Raw genomic sequence first — 15916 nt, 5'->3', positions numbered from 1 at the left:
TTCATATGCAAGGGAAAAGGGAATGACGAATGATATCGCCAGAGGCCCGGGAGTTCGTTTACCATGGGCAGGGAAAATAGTAAACATAGAGGAAGTTGAGACACAACTGTCGCTGCTGTGGAAAATATCTGCCGACAATATGCGTACCGGGCAGAATGTGAATGTACGCACCAGCGTTCTCAACCTGGTCATTTGCGCGCCCGATATCGAGTCGGCGCAGCATGCCAGCAGGGTACTGCGCGAACTATCAAGCACGCACCTGGCGCGTGTGGCTATCCTGATTCTGGATAAAAGCGAAGAACAACCTGATGGACTGTGGACATGGGTGACGCTGCGTTGTTTCTCGATGTTCTCAGACCTGATGCGGCACTGTTTCGAGCAAACGACGGTGCTGGCAACGGGCAGCGCGATACGGGCCATCGGCAATATTATGCAGCCTTTGCTCAAACCGGATTTGCCGGTCTACCTGTGGTGGTTGGGCGATCCACCGGATATCAAAGACCCCACCTTCAACAATCTGATGGAAATCAGCAATCGCGTGATCTTTGACTCAACGGGATTTTTCAATCCAGAGCAGGATATCTATACACTTGCGGCACTCCCTGATGCCTATCCTGATGCGGCGCTGAGCGATCTGAATTGGGGACGCATTACGCCCTGGCTACAACTGGTTGCGCAATTTTTCGATACACCGGAGTATCGACCTTACCTTGCAGGCGTGAATGCGATAGAGATCGAGCATGCGGTTATTCCTCTGATGGCCCAGGTACGCACGGAGCAGGGTGATGTGTCTCCCAATCCGGCGCGGGCGCTGCTGCTGGCGGGTTGGTTAAAGACACGCCTTGGTTGGGAACTAGCTGCTGATACGACGGGAAACCACCATGATACTGCCGGTGGCACATACTCCTGGACGATGGAGCGATCACCGCGTTCAACGCGCCTGCTTACCTCGCCCAGAAGCAAGGCGGGGAAAGGGAACGCAAGCATTTCGATCCGGCCACAAGTGCAGGCCGAAATGCGACCCGGCTCAATCTGCCTCGTGCGGCTGACCAGCAACATCGAGAACAAACGCGCGACATTTACGATTCGCCTCGCGGGGGATACCGAGCATGTATTCACTTCGGTCGAACTGGGGCATGAAATCCGCTCCAAGCGCCTGGTGAGCCTGACGGCGGTACACAACGAGGGCGAACTGCTGCACAACGAATTAGAGGTCTTGAGCCACGATTCCTTGTTTGAGCAAATATTGCGCGAGGTGGCTGGATTGTTGGAAGATTCTTCGCTGCGCTCAGAATGACAGGTCTCCGAACCGGTTCGGAGACCTGTCATTCTGAGCGCAGCGAAGAATCCGCCCAGGGATGTCATTCTGAGTGCAGCGAAGAATCCGCGCGCAGAATCCATGCAGACGAAAAGAAATATTGGAGCAATGTATCCATGAATATTGCGATTTATCCGAATATCGATGTGATTAGCCAGGAGGCAGCACAATATATTGCGCGCGTCGCCAGAGAATCTATTGCGGCGCGTGGCCGCTTCACCATTGCTTTGTCGGGCGGCACAACGCCGCGAAAGCTGTATGGTCTGCTGGGCGATGAGCCGTACCGCGGCCAGATCGACTGGGTGCTGACACATATCTTCTGGTCAGACGAGCGCTGCGTGCCACCAGACGATGAAGAGAGCAACTATCACCTGGCACACGAGGTGCTCCTGAGCAAAATCTCTATTCCCGCGGTTCAGGTGCATCGCATGCCTGCCAATATGCCCAACCGCGATGCTGCTTCACGGGAATATGCGGATGAGATGCGGCGTGTTTTTGGCACGAGCGGTATACCGGAATTCGATCTCATCCAGCTAGGCATGGGGCCGGAGGGCCATACAGCCTCGCTTTTCCCCCACCAGGCCTCGTTACATGAGCAGGAGCGCCTGGTGATGCCGGTTTCCGTTCCCAAGCCGCCACCTGACCGTTTGACCTTCACCCCACCACTCTTGAACGCTGCTCGCAACGTGCTATTCCTGGTAACGGGCAGCGACAAATCCGGGGCGGTGCATGCCGTTCTTGAAAGCCCATATAATCCCGATGAGTACCCCGCGCAGATTGTGCGCCCACCCAATGGCGAGGTGACCTGGATGATTGATACGGCAGCGGCACAGCAATTACAAACTAAAGGGGAACAGGTTTAATGATTGGATTAGTGCCCTCTATTCTTTCCGCGGATTTCACGCGCCTGGGCGAGCAGGTGCGCGAGGCAGAAGCGGCAGGCGCAGAGCGCATCCAGATCGATGTAATGGATGGTCACTTTGTGCCGAATATCACTATGGGGCCGATGGTGGTTGAGGCGGTGCGCCGCTGCACGAAGCTGCCTCTTGAAGCGCACCTGATGATTACCAATCCCGAACAGTATGTTGAAGACTTCGCACGGGCCGGGGCCGATGTCATCATCGTGCATCAAGAGGTCAGTCCGCACCTGCATCGCATTGTCCAGCAGATCAAAGCGGCGGGAAAGATGGCCGCTATCGCCCTCACGCCCTCAACGCCGGTCTTCATGCTCGAAGACATCCTCTCGCTGCTCGACATGGTGCTGATCATGACGGTCAATCCTGGCTTTGGCGGGCAAGAATTTATTCCCGAAACACTGCCCAAAATCACTCACCTGCGCCGAAGGATTGCTGAACGCGGGTTGCATTGTGATATCGAGGTTGATGGCGGCATTCATGAGGCAACGGTGCCACTCGTCGTGAAGGCCGGGGCGAATCTGCTGGTTGCCGGTTCTGCCGTCTATAACCAGCACGAAAGCGTGGCCCAGGCGATGGCAAGGCTGCGCAACGCTATCCCGGCGGGGATGTAGAAGGCTACACTCTGGTAGCGCTTCCGGTGAGTTCCCGCTGTGGTGGTGCGACATTTACCTCGATATCATCATATTTCTTGATGCGGTAGATAATCGTGGAGATTATCCAACTGAACAGGAAAAGGCCGATGATAATGCCACCGAGAAAGCCGAAGTCCAGATTTCCCAGATAATCCCAGATGCCGCCGCTCAGATTAAATTCCATGGCAATGATGCTCATTACCTCAATCGTGCCTACCATGAAGGCTACCAGCACTGAGATCAGGGTGATGTTCAAATTGTAGTACAGCTTGCGGATGGGTTTGACGAAAGCCCAGCCGTAGGCACCAAGCATCAGAATGCCATCGGTCGTATCCAGCAGGCACATGCCAGCAGTGAACAACGCCGGGAAAATCAGAATATCGATGATGGGAAGTCCTTTGCCTGCCTGCGCCGCGGCGATGCCCAGCAATCCGACCTCGGTCGCGGTATCGAAGCCAAGGCCGAAGAGAACGCCCACCGGGTACATCTTCCAACTCTTATCCACCATTTTGAGCAGGGGGCGGAAGAAACGCCCCATCAAGCCGCGCTGGTTCAAGAACTCTTCCAGCGATACATCATTATATTCTTCCCCACGCCTGGCGCTGCGGAATGCTTGAAAGATTTCCAGCAGAACCAACAAATTCATGAGCGCGATCAGATATAGAAAGCCTGCTGAGACCGAGGTGCCGATAATCCCGCCCGCGCTCTTCAACGTAGGAAGCGCCGTGGATATGATGGTTGCGGCGATGGCAATTGCCACTGTTAACGCAATTACGACGGTGGAGTGGCCTAACGAAAAGAAAAAGCCGACCGCGACCGGGCGTTTTTTCTCCTGCATCAGTTTGCGTGTCACGTTATCAATGGCGGAAATGTGATCGGCATCGACTGAATGGCGCAATCCAAAGGTATATGCCAGCAGCGCTACCCCTAACAGTTCAGGATAGCGCACAGAGAAACCTAAGAATGCGACAGCCCAGGCGGCAAGATTAAAGGCGATCAACAAGACATAGATGCCAATCACTTTACGCCGGATCTCTTGAGAGCTATCGTTAAAGACGTATTTAAGCGCCGAAATACTGAAATTGCTACTCATAAATCCTCCTCGCGGTAGTATATGTACCACGACCCATCAGGATGGTTAACATAAACTCAATATGACACGAACTACGTTACGAAGCACTACAAAGATCAATGGTTGGATTATGGGTACGCATCTACTCAACAATTGAGCTTGAACGTCTGTTTAGAGTATACCTTGTAAAGAGTACTTATTGCAAGTATTTCGCAGTTGCAAGAATTTGGTTGATATAAGCAGTTCGCATATTTATGATAGAGACGCGGGGAATGCTGTTTATGGGTACTCTACATGTCTTCCAGGGAATGATTTATGGTAGGATAAGGACAAAAGAAAGGCAGAGCAAGTTAATGGGTAGCGAGCAAGAGGAGAGTAGGGGAAATATTACTTTGTGGAAATGAAAGGAAAGTAGAGCTATGCATGACGATATCACAGATATTCCAGGCATTCGTGTAGGCAACGATACCAACCTGGAGGCGGGTACGGGCTGTACGGTTATTCTTTGCGATACTCCTGCGATGGGGGGTGTGGATGTTCGCGGCGGTGCGCCGGCCACGCGCGAAACCGACCTGCTGCGTCCAATGCACCTGGTAGAAGAAGTCAACGCGGTGCTGCTGACGGGTGGGAGCACTTTTGGTCTCGATGCCGCCAGTGGAGTGATGCGTTACCTCGAAGAACAGGGCATTGGTTTTGATACGGGAGTGGCGCGCGTGCCGATTGTTCCGGCGGCGGCTATCTTCGATCTCGCCTTTGGCTCGGCCAGCATCCGCCCGGACGCGGCGGCGGGCTATCGCGCCTGCCAGCAAGCCACGGCTGGCGCCGTTACACAGGGGAATGTAGGCGGAGGCACGGGCGCGACGGTGGGTAAGATGGCGGGTCCATTCTTCATGATGAAGGGTGGACTTGGCTCGGCCAGCACGCAGTTGCCTGATGGAACGCTGGTAGGGGCGATTGTTGTGGTCAACGCGTCGGGCGATGTGATTGATCCGCAGACGCAACAGGTCATCGCGGGGACGCGCAAACCTACGGAGGCGGATTTACAGTCACTCAACCCATTTGGCAATACGACTATCGCAGTTATCGCAACGAATGCAGCGCTCAGTAAGGAACATATCAATAAGGTTGCGCAAATGGCGCATAATGGCCTGGCACAGGTTATTCGCCCGGCGCATACGATGTTTGATGGCGATACGGTTTTTACTCTGGCGTTGGGGCCAGCATCCCAAACGCGACGCGATATGGCAACACAGGCATTGCAGGTCAGTATGATCGGTGAAGCGGCTGCTGTTACGCTTGGGCGAGCGATCGTCAAAGCGGTTCGCAGTGCAACTTCATTGCATGGGGTGCCTGCCGCCAGCGCTTGAAAGTGACATTGCGCGCAGTATCCAGGAAGCTGTAGTTACTCATCCAGAGCCTGCTCAAGACTAATGGAGAGTTATGGTTGTAGCATCATGTATAAGACTATGCCTCCGCTAATCAGCATCACGAGAACACAAGCCAGAACAACGAGGGCAAATGTGTAACTGCGAGTAGTAGTATCGGCTTCCTGCCAGTTACCGGTCGCGGCCATACGACGCTCAAGGCCGGGCGGAAGCTCTCGCTTGGCGGTCAAGGTCTTTAAACCACCGGTAGCCAGATTCCATGAGTGATCCGCGAAACCTTCGTCTCGTGAGGGTATATCATTATGCAGAGATTCTGTAGCCGGTACAGTAGGAGGCCCACCTGGAGCCTGGGGAGTTGTGGGGAGATGCAAGGGGTGAGGTACACCAGGAGGCATCGAATGGGTTGGTGGTATCGAGTGTGATTGTTGAGACAGCAATCTCGCTGATTGAGGATCGGGACCTGGCAATGTCACAACTTTTCTCCGTCATGAACCGGCAGGGCTGCCGCTTCTCAAAAGGACAATCTACGTGAAACGCACTACGAACCTATTTGATACAACTGCTGGATTCCTTCTCTATTGTAGTCAACGGACAGAGAATTTCAAGGTAACCATGACTATTGGCTATGCTTGCAAGAGGTCCAATAATTCATGCAAGATGCGCGCGGTGGCGCCCCAGATACGATATGGGCCGTAGTCATAAAAATAGACTATTCGCCGCAGGCCGCCGCGTTCCCATTCTTCGGTATGCAGGATGACAGGATTCGCAAGCCCTTCTAGAGGCAGGAGTATCACTTCATCAACCTCGGTGGGCTGCAATTGAAGTGTTCCAGGTCCCTGAGCCAGGTAGGCGACGACAGGCGTGATCAAGAAATTGCTTACAACAGTGAAGACGGGAGGCAGAATGCCGAGTACTTCCGCTCGTGATGGGTCCAGGCCTATTTCCTCCTGGGCTTCGCGCAGGGCAGTCATAGCCGGTGAAGTATCGGTGGGATCGACAGAGCCGCCGGGGAAGGCGATCTCGCCGCTATGGGAACGAAGAGAGGTAGAGCGGCGAATAAATGCCAGGTATGTTTCTTCATGTTGCTCAAAAAGTCCGAGGAGTACCGCCGCTTTGCGGGCGGCAGGGCGAGCACCTTCGATGGTATCCGTCAATGTTTTAGAGCGCTCAAGGGGCTCCAATCGTTGACGCAGGGCCGGGATGACCTGAGAGCTGTCGCGTAAATTCATGGTTCTATTGTAGCACAAGTCACGCTCCCTCAATCTCATATAGAGACGAACAAAAACAATTGATACTTCTTGCTTACCTGTGGTACAATGTGGCTGATAAAAAAACATCGGAGCAAACTGCTAAATAGGTTGTGTAGCGTCTTGCAATTAGAGGGGGCTTTTGGTATAATTAGAGCATCGAGTGGGGGTATTCTGTGCTTGGGTTCTAATTATGACCATAACACGGCTTACCTGTCTGCGAGCGATGTATCGTATGACCGTTTTGTAGGCAAATGTCAAAAGTTACCTGGATCGGTCTCGATGGCAATGATGCATACGAGACTGAATGTATAGATTAATCTCAGCCTGAGCAGCCCCTCCGATAAACCCAAATCCAATGACGCATCCCCAGGATTCCGGTGTGCAGACCCTTTCGTCACCTTCGGCGGGTAAGAGACCCGAAAGAGGATTGCGAAACTACAGTACACGTCCAGTGGGATGGGCGGATGCCTCAACGGATGGGAAATACCGTGGATCGAAGGGGGTATTTTACCCATGCAAGTACGAAAGCACGGCGACCTTTCGACAATGCCAGCGGCAAATTTTAAAAGCGGACGGGTGCAGACGATGTACGACGAAGGAAACGACCCAGCAGAGCAAAACAACAACATGAATTCCGAAGATATGGGCGAAATCACCGATATGGCAGCGTTGCTGGCAGAATCGACGACGCCCATCAACATCAAACGCGGCGATGTCGTAGAGGGCGTGATCGTGCGTATTGATCAGGACGAGATTTTGGTCGATATCGGCCTCAAATCGGAAGGCGTCCTCTCGACAAAAGAGCTGCCGGCCAGTGGCTATGGCTCGTTCAACGAATTGCACCTCAATGATAAGGTGCTGGTGTATGTGATCCAGCCGGAGACGCCGGATGGACATGCCCTGCTCTCACTGAAGCGAGCCAACGCCGAACGCCAATGGCGCATTGCCGAGGAACAGTACAAGAACGCCGAATTGCTCAAAGCCCGCGTCATCGATTACAACAAGGGTGGCCTGATTGTCGATGTGTCGGGCATCCGGGGATTCGTGCCGATCTCGCAGATTCTTAACCTGAAGCGCGAAGAGGTCGCTTCGGGCGGCGATAATCAGGAGACGGCGGCCAAGCTGGCGAGCATGAAAGATAAGGAACTGCAGCTCAAAATCATTGAGATCAACCGGGCGCGCAACCGCCTGATTCTTTCAGAGCGGCTGGCTGTCCAGGAATGGCGGCAGAGACGTCGCGAGGAGCTGTTAGACGAGTTGAAGCCGGGTGACATAAGGCGCGGCATAGTGAGTAACCTGGCGAATTTCGGCGCCTTTATCGACCTGGGAGGGGCCGATGGCCTGGTGCATATCAGCCAGCTGGCCTGGAGCCGCGTGAATCATCCCAGTGAAGTACTCAAAGTTGGCCAGGAGGTGGAAGTCCAGGTGCTCAGCGTCGATAAGGACAAGAAAAAGATTGCCCTGTCGATCAAACGCGCCGAGGTCGATCCCTGGACGACGGTGGAACAGCGCTACAAGGTGGGCCAGGTGGTAACGGGCACCATTACCAAGATCGCTCCGTTTGGCGCATTTGCCCGTATCGAGGATGGCATCGAGGGCCTGATTCACCTGTCAGAGTTGACCCCCGGTATGGACCCCAAGGCCAATCTGCACGAGGGACAGCAACTCCAACTGCGTATCCTGCGCATTGACGCGGACCGGCGCCGTCTTGGTCTGAGCCTGCGGCAGGCTGATGAACTGGATACCAAAGAGACAACTGCCGAGGCACCGGCTGGAGAGGCTGAGGCTCCCGCTCCCAATGCTGCGAGCGACCTGGCAGGGATGACATTAGAAGATTTACCGGTACGTCCAGAAGGTACCCCTCCAACGGCGGAGAAAGAAAAAGAAACGAGTCCATCCTCACGCCGCGAAAGCAGGGGTGAGCGACGCGAACGGCAGGAACGCACCAACGAGAACCGGCTACTCGGCAACCTGCCAATGGAAGACGAAGGCGAAACAACTGCTATGGCTGAAGCATTTCGCGCAGCTGCCCGGCAGCGTTCCAAGGAGGAAACGGAGGACACGGAAGAGTAGTCACTACTCGTTCGTCATGTTTTTGCACCTGAACAGTTGATCGCACGACCTCCCACTGCTCATACACTAATGTATTGCGGTGAGGAGGTCGATTGTTTGACGGTAAGAAAGTTGAACCTTCAACGTGAATAAAAGCGTGTTGGAATATAAAGAAGGGATATAGGATTTGCTATCCTTGACGCTAAGTGATCGGTGTTGTATCATGAATCATACGCTTTACCTGAGCATCACAGAGGGCTCGGTTCCACCCTCTGCCACTGAAAGGGGGGTGACAAACAGGTGAACGATCGAGATAGGTTTGATAAGTTTACGGAGCGGGCCAGGAAAGTCCTGAGCCTGGCTCAAGAGGAAGCCCAGCGCTTCCAACACAACTACATCGGGACAGAACACCTTCTGCTCGGGCTTGTGCGCGAGGGCGAAGGCGTTGCTGCTAAAGTATTGAGTAATCTGGGCGTTGAATTGAACAAGGTTCGCAGCGCCGTTGAATTTATCATTGGCCGCGGAGATCGCATCGTGCTTGGCGAGATCGGCCTGACTCCACGCGCCAAAAAGGTGATCGAGCTGGCCGTCGATGAAGCTCGCCGCCTGAATCATCACTATATTGGGACAGAGCATCTTCTGCTCGGTCTGGTTCGCGAGGGTGAAGGCATCGCCGCAGGTGTGCTGGAAAGCCTCGGCGTAAATCTGGAGAAGGTTCGCACGCAGACGATCCAGGTGCTTAGCCAGTCAGGCGCGCAACACGAGCGTGACGCCAAGCACTCCAAAACCCCCACGATTGATCAGATGGGCATCGATCTTACGGCCGCGGCTCGCGCAGGAACGCTTGATCCTGTCATCGGGCGTCATCAAGAGATCGAGCGAGTCATTCAAATACTTTCACGGCGTAATAAGAACAACCCCGCACTTATTGGTGAGCCTGGTGTTGGTAAAACGGCTATTGTCGAAGGCCTGGCACAACGTCTCGTTGCCGGCGAGGTCCCCGAAACACTGGCCGGGAAACGTCTGCTGACACTGGATGTCGGTTCGCTTGTAGCAGGAACCAAGTATCGTGGTGAATTCGAAGAGCGCCTGAAAAAGATCATCGAAGAGATTCGCAATAGTCGTGACTGTATTATCTTCATTGATGAAGTACATACCCTGGTGGGCGCCGGCGCCGCAGAGGGTGCAGTTGACGCCGCCAACATTCTGAAGCCTGCCCTGGCGCGTGGCGAACTGCAATGCATCGGTGCAACCACGCTTGACGAGTATCGCAAATACATTGAGCGTGATGCCGCTTTGCAACGCCGCTTCCAGGAAGTCATCGTCCGCGAACCCTCAATCGAGGAGACGCTTGAAATCCTCAAGGGCATTCGCGAGCGTTACGAGACGCACCATCGCCTGATTATTACAGATGAGGCGCTTAAGGCGGCCACTGAAATGGCCAGCCGTTACATTACCGACCGCTTCATGCCTGATAAGGCCATTGACCTGATCGACGAAGCGGCCAGCCGCGTGCGCATGCAGAACTCCCTGGCTCCCCTTAACCTCAAAGAGGCGATGAAGGGCCTGGAGTCGGTGCTGCGCGAAAAAGAGCAGGCCATCCAGCAACAAGAGTATGAACTGGCCGCGGAACTGCGCGACCGCGAGGTGAAACTGCGCGACCGCATCGCCAAGCTCGAATCGGGCTGGCATCGCGAACGCGGCAGTGAAAAGCCGTCCGTCGGCGAAGAGGAAATCGCCCAGATCGTTTCGATGTGGACCGGTATCCCCGTTATGCGCATCGCCCAGGAGGAGTCGCAGCGGTTGCTCCAGATGGAGGAGGCACTGCATGCCCGCGTCATTGCGCAGAACGAGGCGATTGAGAAAATTTCTCGCGCGGTACGGCGCGCGCGTGCCGGTCTGAAGGACCCCAAACGCCCCATTGGATCATTCATCTTCATGGGACCAACGGGTGTCGGTAAGACTGAGCTTGCAAAGGCCCTGGCCGAATTTATGTTCGGCAGTGAAGAGGCCCTCATTAAAATTGACATGTCGGAATTCATGGAGCGTCATGCCGCGGCACGTCTTGTCGGTGCCCCTCCTGGATATGTCGGTTATGAAGAGGGTGGTCAGCTCACCGAGGCCGTGCGTCGCAAGTCATACAGCGTGATCCTGCTAGATGAGATTGAGAAGGCGCATCCTGACGTGTTCAACATGCTGCTCCAGATTCTGGAGGATGGCAAGCTGACCGACGCCAAGGGTCGCACGGTAGACTTCCGCAATACCATTGTGATTATGACTTCGAACGTTGGCGCTGCCCTGTTGAACAAGGAAGCGTCCATCGGGTTCAAGCAGTCCAAGGATAAGGCGAAGGTCAACCAGAGCGAGTACGAGGCGATGAAGTCGAAGGTTCTTGGCGAATTGAAGAATACCTTCAAACCTGAGTTCCTGAACCGTATCGATGAAGTCATCGTCTTCCATTCGCTGCGCATCGAGGAGATGTACTCCATCGTTGACCTGCTGCTCAACCGGGTGCGCATGCAACTGACCGAGCAACAGCTGGAGCTGGTGATCCCGCAGGCGACCAAGGATTTCTTGATCGAAAAAGGTTTTGACCCGCAGTATGGGGCGCGTCCATTACGCCGCACCATTCAGAGGATGGTCGAAGACCCGCTGGCAGAAGGCCTCTTGCAGGGCAAATTCCATCCGGGAGACCTGGTGGAAGGGGTTGTTATTGATGATGACCTCGTACTGCAAGTGCGCAATCGCATCGAGCAGTTGCCCGCACCTGCATCTGCCTCGCCCGAAGCCGCTCTCTCTGCTGGCAGCAGCGACGGGGGCAGCGAGTCAGCGCAAGGATAATACCATTCAAGATAGGGAAACGGAAGCCCGGCGGGCTTCCGTTTTTCTGTCTTAACAGAAGAATATATTGTCATGGCAAAACTACGCGTAAAATATGTCTGCCAGCAGTGCGGCGGCGAACAGAGCAAATGGGTGGGCAAATGTCCCGACTGCGGCGCATGGAACACCCTGGAAGAAACAACCGAGGCGCCGCAAAGCGCCGTCCAGCAGCGACGGCCAGCAGCATTGGGCGGTTCCTCTATCGCCCAGGGCACCCAGATTCCGCTTATTTTGCCCGATATCAAGCCACTAGCCCAGGAACGTATCTCGGTTGGATACCCTGAAATGGACCGCGTGCTGGGCGGAGGGCTGGTCGCGGGCTCACTGATTCTGATTGGGGGGGAGCCTGGCATCGGCAAATCCACCCTGCTGCTGCAAGTCGCGGGCAGCATTGCCGCGACTACCGGCCCTGTTCTGTATGTTTCAGGAGAAGAGTCGATTGAACAGGTCAAGATGCGAGCCGAGCGGCTGGATATCAGTGGTGAGCGGCTCTACCTGCTGGCATCTATTGAACTTGAAACGATTGCCGACGCGGTCATACGCCTCAAACCTTCGCTCGTGGTGGTCGATTCCATTCAAACTGTCCTCTCCGGCCACCTCACCTCGGCGCCCGGCAGCATCAGCCAGGTACGAGAATGCACGCTACAATTGATGCAACTGGCAAAGAATACCGCAACCCCCATCTTTATCATCGGCCACGTCACCAAAGAGGGAACTGTGGCAGGCCCAAAAGCATTGGAACACATAGCAGATGCCGTCCTCTATCTCGAAGGCGAACGCTATCACACGTACCGGTTGCTGCGCGGCGTCAAAAATCGCTTTGGCGCAACCCATGAGGTAGGCGTCTTCGAGATGCATGGGGATGGGTTGGCAGAGGTTTCCAATCCATCGGCCATTTTCTTGACCGACCGCGCTGTTGGAGCTACCGGCTCCGCGGTCGTTGTCAGCATGGAGGGAACACGCCCCTTGCTGGTAGAGGTGCAGGCGCTCGTCACCCCCAGCAATTTTGGCAATGCTCGCTGCACTACCAACGGCATCGAGTATAGCCGCCTGCTCATGCTGCTCGCCGTGCTGACCAAAAGAGTGGGATTGGCGGTCGGTAGTCACGATGTCTACGCCAATGTGGTGGGCGGGTTCAACCTGGAGGAACCGGCTATCGATCTGGGAATCGCAGCTGCGATTGCTTCGAGCTACCGCGAAAAACACATTCCACCCGACCTGGCGCTTATTGGTGAAGTTGGACTTTCGGGCGAGTTACGGGCGGTCAATCGCCTCGGCCTGCGCATACGTGAAGCTGCCAAACTCGGTTTCAAACGCTGCATCATCCCCAAGGCGGGAGGGGGAGCAAATGTGGCCAGCGAATTACAAGATGCTGGACTCCCGGCGGATTTTGAAATTTTCGCTTCTAGTTCACTTGCAGTTGCGATAGAAGTTGCGTTACACTAGAAGGTAATACTGAGTAAGGACGCGTAGGGGGGCGAAACGGGCGAAACACGGGTGTTGATTCTTGCGTCTGTACAGTGTATACTCATTTTTTGTCAGGGTGTTTTTATAACGTCTTTTTAGATCAAAACGGGCGCGTTTTATGGTTCAGGACGGCAGTAAAGGTATCATTATCATGCTATTATCCTTCATCATCTTCATCATCACTGCCTTCGCCGCGATTTCCTGCCCCATGCCGCCCCTTGCCGGTGCATATCTCAACAAAACGGCACCGAATCGGAGGATGAAGGGATGTCTGCAAAAACTATTGCCCGCATCATCGGGTTTCTCGTCGCTATTATCGTCGTCGTCGGACTCTACTTCCTGGACCGGACGGAGTTTCCACAACCGCACCTGTGGTGGATGGTCGGCATTGCCGCCGGCAGCGCCGTTGTCGCATTCATCATAACCCCTTATATCACGGTTGTCCCTTATCGCTGGATGCGCGAATCATCGGCCAGCGACCTGATCGCGGCGGTGATCGGCTTGATTGTCGGGCTCATCATATCAGTGCTGCTTGCCATTCCACTCGCCAATCTGCCTGCTAACCTGGGGCATGTGCTGCCTTTTGTGGGAGCGGTGGTCTTTAGCTTCCTGGGCGTGGCGCTGGCCGTACAACGCAAGAACGAGATGGCCCACCTCTTCCAATCCGGTTTATTTCCCCGGCGTTCGAGGGAGCGCGACCGGGGGGATGAGGAGCATGATAAAGAGAACAATCGCCGCAAGGACCAGGAGAAACCGAGTACAACTCCGGAGTTCCAGCCGGTCACGCGGATTCTGCTGGATACCAGTGCGATTATTGATGGGCGTATTGCCGATATCAGCCAGACGGGATTCGTTTCCGGCGTCCTGGTGGTACCCCGCTTTGTGTTGAATGAATTACAACGCATTGCCGATTCAGCTGATGCTATGCGGCGCAATCGTGGCAGGCGCGGGCTGGAGATGCTCAACCGCCTGCAAAAAGATACGACTGTGCCTATCGAAATTACAGATGCCGACGTGGAGGGTATCAGCGAGGTCGATAGTAAGCTGGTAAAACTCGCCCAGGACTGGCATTGTCCGATTATTACCAACGACTTTAACCTCAACCGGGTAGCCGAGCTACAGGGTGTGAAGGTGCTCAACATCAATGAACTGGCAAATGCTGTCAAGCCGGTGCTGCTTCCAGGCGAGGACATTTATATCAAAATCATGCAGGATGGGAAGGAGTTGGGGCAGGGCGTTGGCTACCTTGACGATGGTACGATGATTGTGGTTGAGGGCGGGCGGCAGTATATGAATATGACCATCGAGGTTACCGTGACGCGTGTGCTGCAAACGGTTGCCGGTCGCATGATTTTCGCGCACCCAAAACAGACCGGCGGTGGCAATAATCTGTCGTCGCAACCTTCCGCAAAATCAAAGCAATACTAATCAAACTATGACGATACAGGACAGGGTTGCAGCCGTTATTGTCGCCGCCGGTTCGAGCCGCCGCATGGAGGGCCGCGATAAGCTCTGGATGCCTCTGGCCGGGCGCATTACGCTGGCACGCACGATCGATGTGTTTGAAGCTTCGGATGTCATAGATGCTATCGTGCTTGTGCTTTCCAAAGAGCGTATTGCCGGTGCTGAGGCGCTCTGCCAGCAAGAAGGCTGGCGTAAAATTGATGGCCTTGTGGTGGGTGGAATGCGCAGGCAGGATTCGGTACGCGCAGGACTTGAGATGTTGGTAGAGGCGACGCCTCAATGCAACTGGGTGATGATTCATGATGGCGCCCGGCCGCTGGTCTCGCCCGCTATATTGGAGACGGGACTGAGAGCCGCGCAGGAACATGGAGCAGCGATTGCCGGTGTGCCTGTCAAGGATACGATTAAGCAGGTGCGGCAGGGCATGGTGCATACGACTTTTGATCGCTCGCAACTATGGGCTGTGCAGACGCCGCAGGTTTTCTCTTTCCCGCTTATATATGCCGCCCATCACGCACCAGAGGCCGAAGCGGATGTCACCGATGATGCAGCGCTATTAGAACGCCTGGGACAGCCGGTAGCTATTTTTCCCGGCGCCTACACGAATATCAAGATTACGACGCTAGAAGACCTGGTTATCGCGGAGGCGCTCCTGCGACAACGAGACGCAATGGATGGAGAGGCGCAATAATGGCGATGAGAATTGGCTGCGGCTACGATGTTCACGCCTTCGCGCCTGGCCGTCCCCTTGTGCTGGGTGGCGTGACTATTCCTTACGAACGTGGCCTCTCCGGACACTCTGACGCGGATGCGCTCATCCATGCTGTGGTGGATGCGCTGCTAGGCGCGGCGGCGCTCGGCGATATTGGCCGCCACTTTCCTTCACACGATGAGCGCTGGAAAAATGCACCCAGTTCCCTCTTTCTTGACCATACCCGCGACCTGCTACGACAACATGGATGGAAAATCAGCAACATCGATGCGACCATTGTGGCCGAACGCCCCAGGCTCGTCCCCTATCTACAGGCAATGCGCGCGCACCTGGCCGAACACTTACATCTTCAGGTAGAGCAGGTGAGCGTGAAGGCGACCACAACCGATGGACTGGGGTTTGCTGGACGGCAGGAGGGAATTGCCTGCTATGCCGTGGCTTTGATCGAGAATTAACAGTTTCAATCCCCAGTTTCAATCCCCAAACGCGAAAGGGCCTGGCTCCTGCCGCTTCCTATCTGTTGTTTATGGTTCATAGTAATCTCCTTTTCTTCGATAGTAATAGTTTAACACCTACTGATGACAACGGTATGTCGTCACTAAGGTTATCTTTTCTTTTAATATTCGTTGTAACTACTCAGGTAGTCTGAAATGAAGGAAGGACAGGATGACCGCGCAACGTGGCCTCCAAAGCAGAAAGCAGATCCACGCCCTGCTTGCGCAACGTCGACAAATAACCGCGGATGCGACAAAAGGCCGTCGCTCCCG

General features: G+C 54.7%; 13 protein-coding genes. 10 read left to right on the top strand and 3 right to left on the bottom strand.

The features are described 5' to 3' along the window. Positions 1 to 22: 22 nt before the first annotated feature. The 3 genes from VFA09_18295 to rpe all read left to right on the top strand — a co-directional run bounded on the left by VFA09_18295 (position 23) and on the right by rpe (position 2846). Entirely contained in the window at positions 23 to 1297 is a 1275-nt protein-coding gene (locus tag VFA09_18295) for a glucose-6-phosphate dehydrogenase assembly protein OpcA (protein ID HZU69233.1), read from the top strand. A gap of 137 nt (positions 1298 to 1434) precedes the next feature. Beyond that, positions 1435 to 2181 (top strand): 6-phosphogluconolactonase, encoded by a 747-nt coding sequence (gene pgl / locus VFA09_18290; GenBank protein ID HZU69232.1) that lies wholly within the window; start codon positions 1435 to 1437, stop codon positions 2179 to 2181. Then, positions 2181 to 2846: a ribulose-phosphate 3-epimerase gene (rpe, locus tag VFA09_18285; protein ID HZU69231.1), complete on the top strand. Its 666-nt coding sequence runs from the start codon at positions 2181 to 2183 to the stop codon at positions 2844 to 2846. Before pgl ends, rpe begins: the two co-directional genes overlap by 1 nt. A gap of 4 nt (positions 2847 to 2850) precedes the next feature. Here the strand turns inward: rpe and VFA09_18280 are convergent, their stop codons facing one another. Next, the gene (locus VFA09_18280) at positions 2851 to 3960 is read right to left on the bottom strand and encodes a HoxN/HupN/NixA family nickel/cobalt transporter (protein ID HZU69230.1); all 1110 of its coding nucleotides are present in this window, start codon (positions 3958 to 3960) and stop codon (positions 2851 to 2853) included. 398 nt (positions 3961 to 4358) lie between these two features. Here VFA09_18280 and VFA09_18275 point away from each other — a divergent pair, with 398 nt between their 5' ends. After that, entirely contained in the window at positions 4359 to 5306 is a 948-nt protein-coding gene (locus tag VFA09_18275; GenBank protein ID HZU69229.1) for a P1 family peptidase, read from the top strand. Positions 5307 to 5377: 71 nt separating this feature from the next. Here the strand turns inward: VFA09_18275 and VFA09_18270 are convergent, their stop codons facing one another. Continuing rightward, positions 5378 to 5797, bottom strand: coding sequence for a hypothetical protein (locus VFA09_18270; protein ID HZU69228.1), 420 nt, complete (start codon positions 5795 to 5797; stop codon positions 5378 to 5380). Between the two features lie 150 nt (positions 5798 to 5947). Then, on the bottom strand, positions 5948 to 6571 hold the full coding sequence (locus tag VFA09_18265) for a CoA pyrophosphatase (GenBank protein ID HZU69227.1): 624 nt from the start codon (positions 6569 to 6571) through the stop codon (positions 5948 to 5950). A 516-nt stretch (positions 6572 to 7087) separates the two neighbouring features. On the opposite strand from VFA09_18265, the gene VFA09_18260 reads away from it, so the two are divergent. From VFA09_18260 to ispF, 6 genes are all read left to right on the top strand, one after another. Further along, on the top strand, positions 7088 to 8647 hold the full coding sequence (locus tag VFA09_18260; GenBank protein HZU69226.1) for a S1 RNA-binding domain-containing protein: 1560 nt from the start codon (positions 7088 to 7090) through the stop codon (positions 8645 to 8647). 279 nt (positions 8648 to 8926) lie between these two features. Beyond that, positions 8927 to 11467 carry an ATP-dependent Clp protease ATP-binding subunit gene (locus VFA09_18255; protein ID HZU69225.1) on the top strand — a complete coding sequence of 847 codons (2541 nt, stop codon included), beginning with the start codon at positions 8927 to 8929 and terminating at the stop codon, positions 11465 to 11467. Between the two features lie 72 nt (positions 11468 to 11539). Then, the gene (gene radA, locus VFA09_18250; protein ID HZU69224.1) at positions 11540 to 12952 is read left to right on the top strand and encodes a DNA repair protein RadA; all 1413 of its coding nucleotides are present in this window, start codon (positions 11540 to 11542) and stop codon (positions 12950 to 12952) included. Positions 12953 to 13240: 288 nt separating this feature from the next. Next, positions 13241 to 14401, top strand: a complete 1161-nt coding sequence (locus tag VFA09_18245) for a PIN domain-containing protein (protein ID HZU69223.1) — start codon at positions 13241 to 13243, stop codon at positions 14399 to 14401. A 7-nt stretch (positions 14402 to 14408) separates the two neighbouring features. After that, the gene (ispD, locus tag VFA09_18240; protein HZU69222.1) at positions 14409 to 15128 is read left to right on the top strand and encodes a 2-C-methyl-D-erythritol 4-phosphate cytidylyltransferase; all 720 of its coding nucleotides are present in this window, start codon (positions 14409 to 14411) and stop codon (positions 15126 to 15128) included. Beyond that, complete coding sequence (gene ispF, locus VFA09_18235; protein HZU69221.1) at positions 15128 to 15604, top strand: 2-C-methyl-D-erythritol 2,4-cyclodiphosphate synthase; 477 nt, start codon at positions 15128 to 15130, stop codon at positions 15602 to 15604. Before ispD ends, ispF begins: the two co-directional genes overlap by 1 nt. Positions 15605 to 15916 lie beyond the last annotated feature (312 nt).

The sequence above is a fragment of the Ktedonobacteraceae bacterium genome, assembly GCA_035653615.1.
Classification (GTDB): domain Bacteria; phylum Chloroflexota; class Ktedonobacteria; order Ktedonobacterales; family Ktedonobacteraceae; genus DASRBN01.
This window is presented reverse-complemented; position numbering and strand designations above follow the sequence as displayed.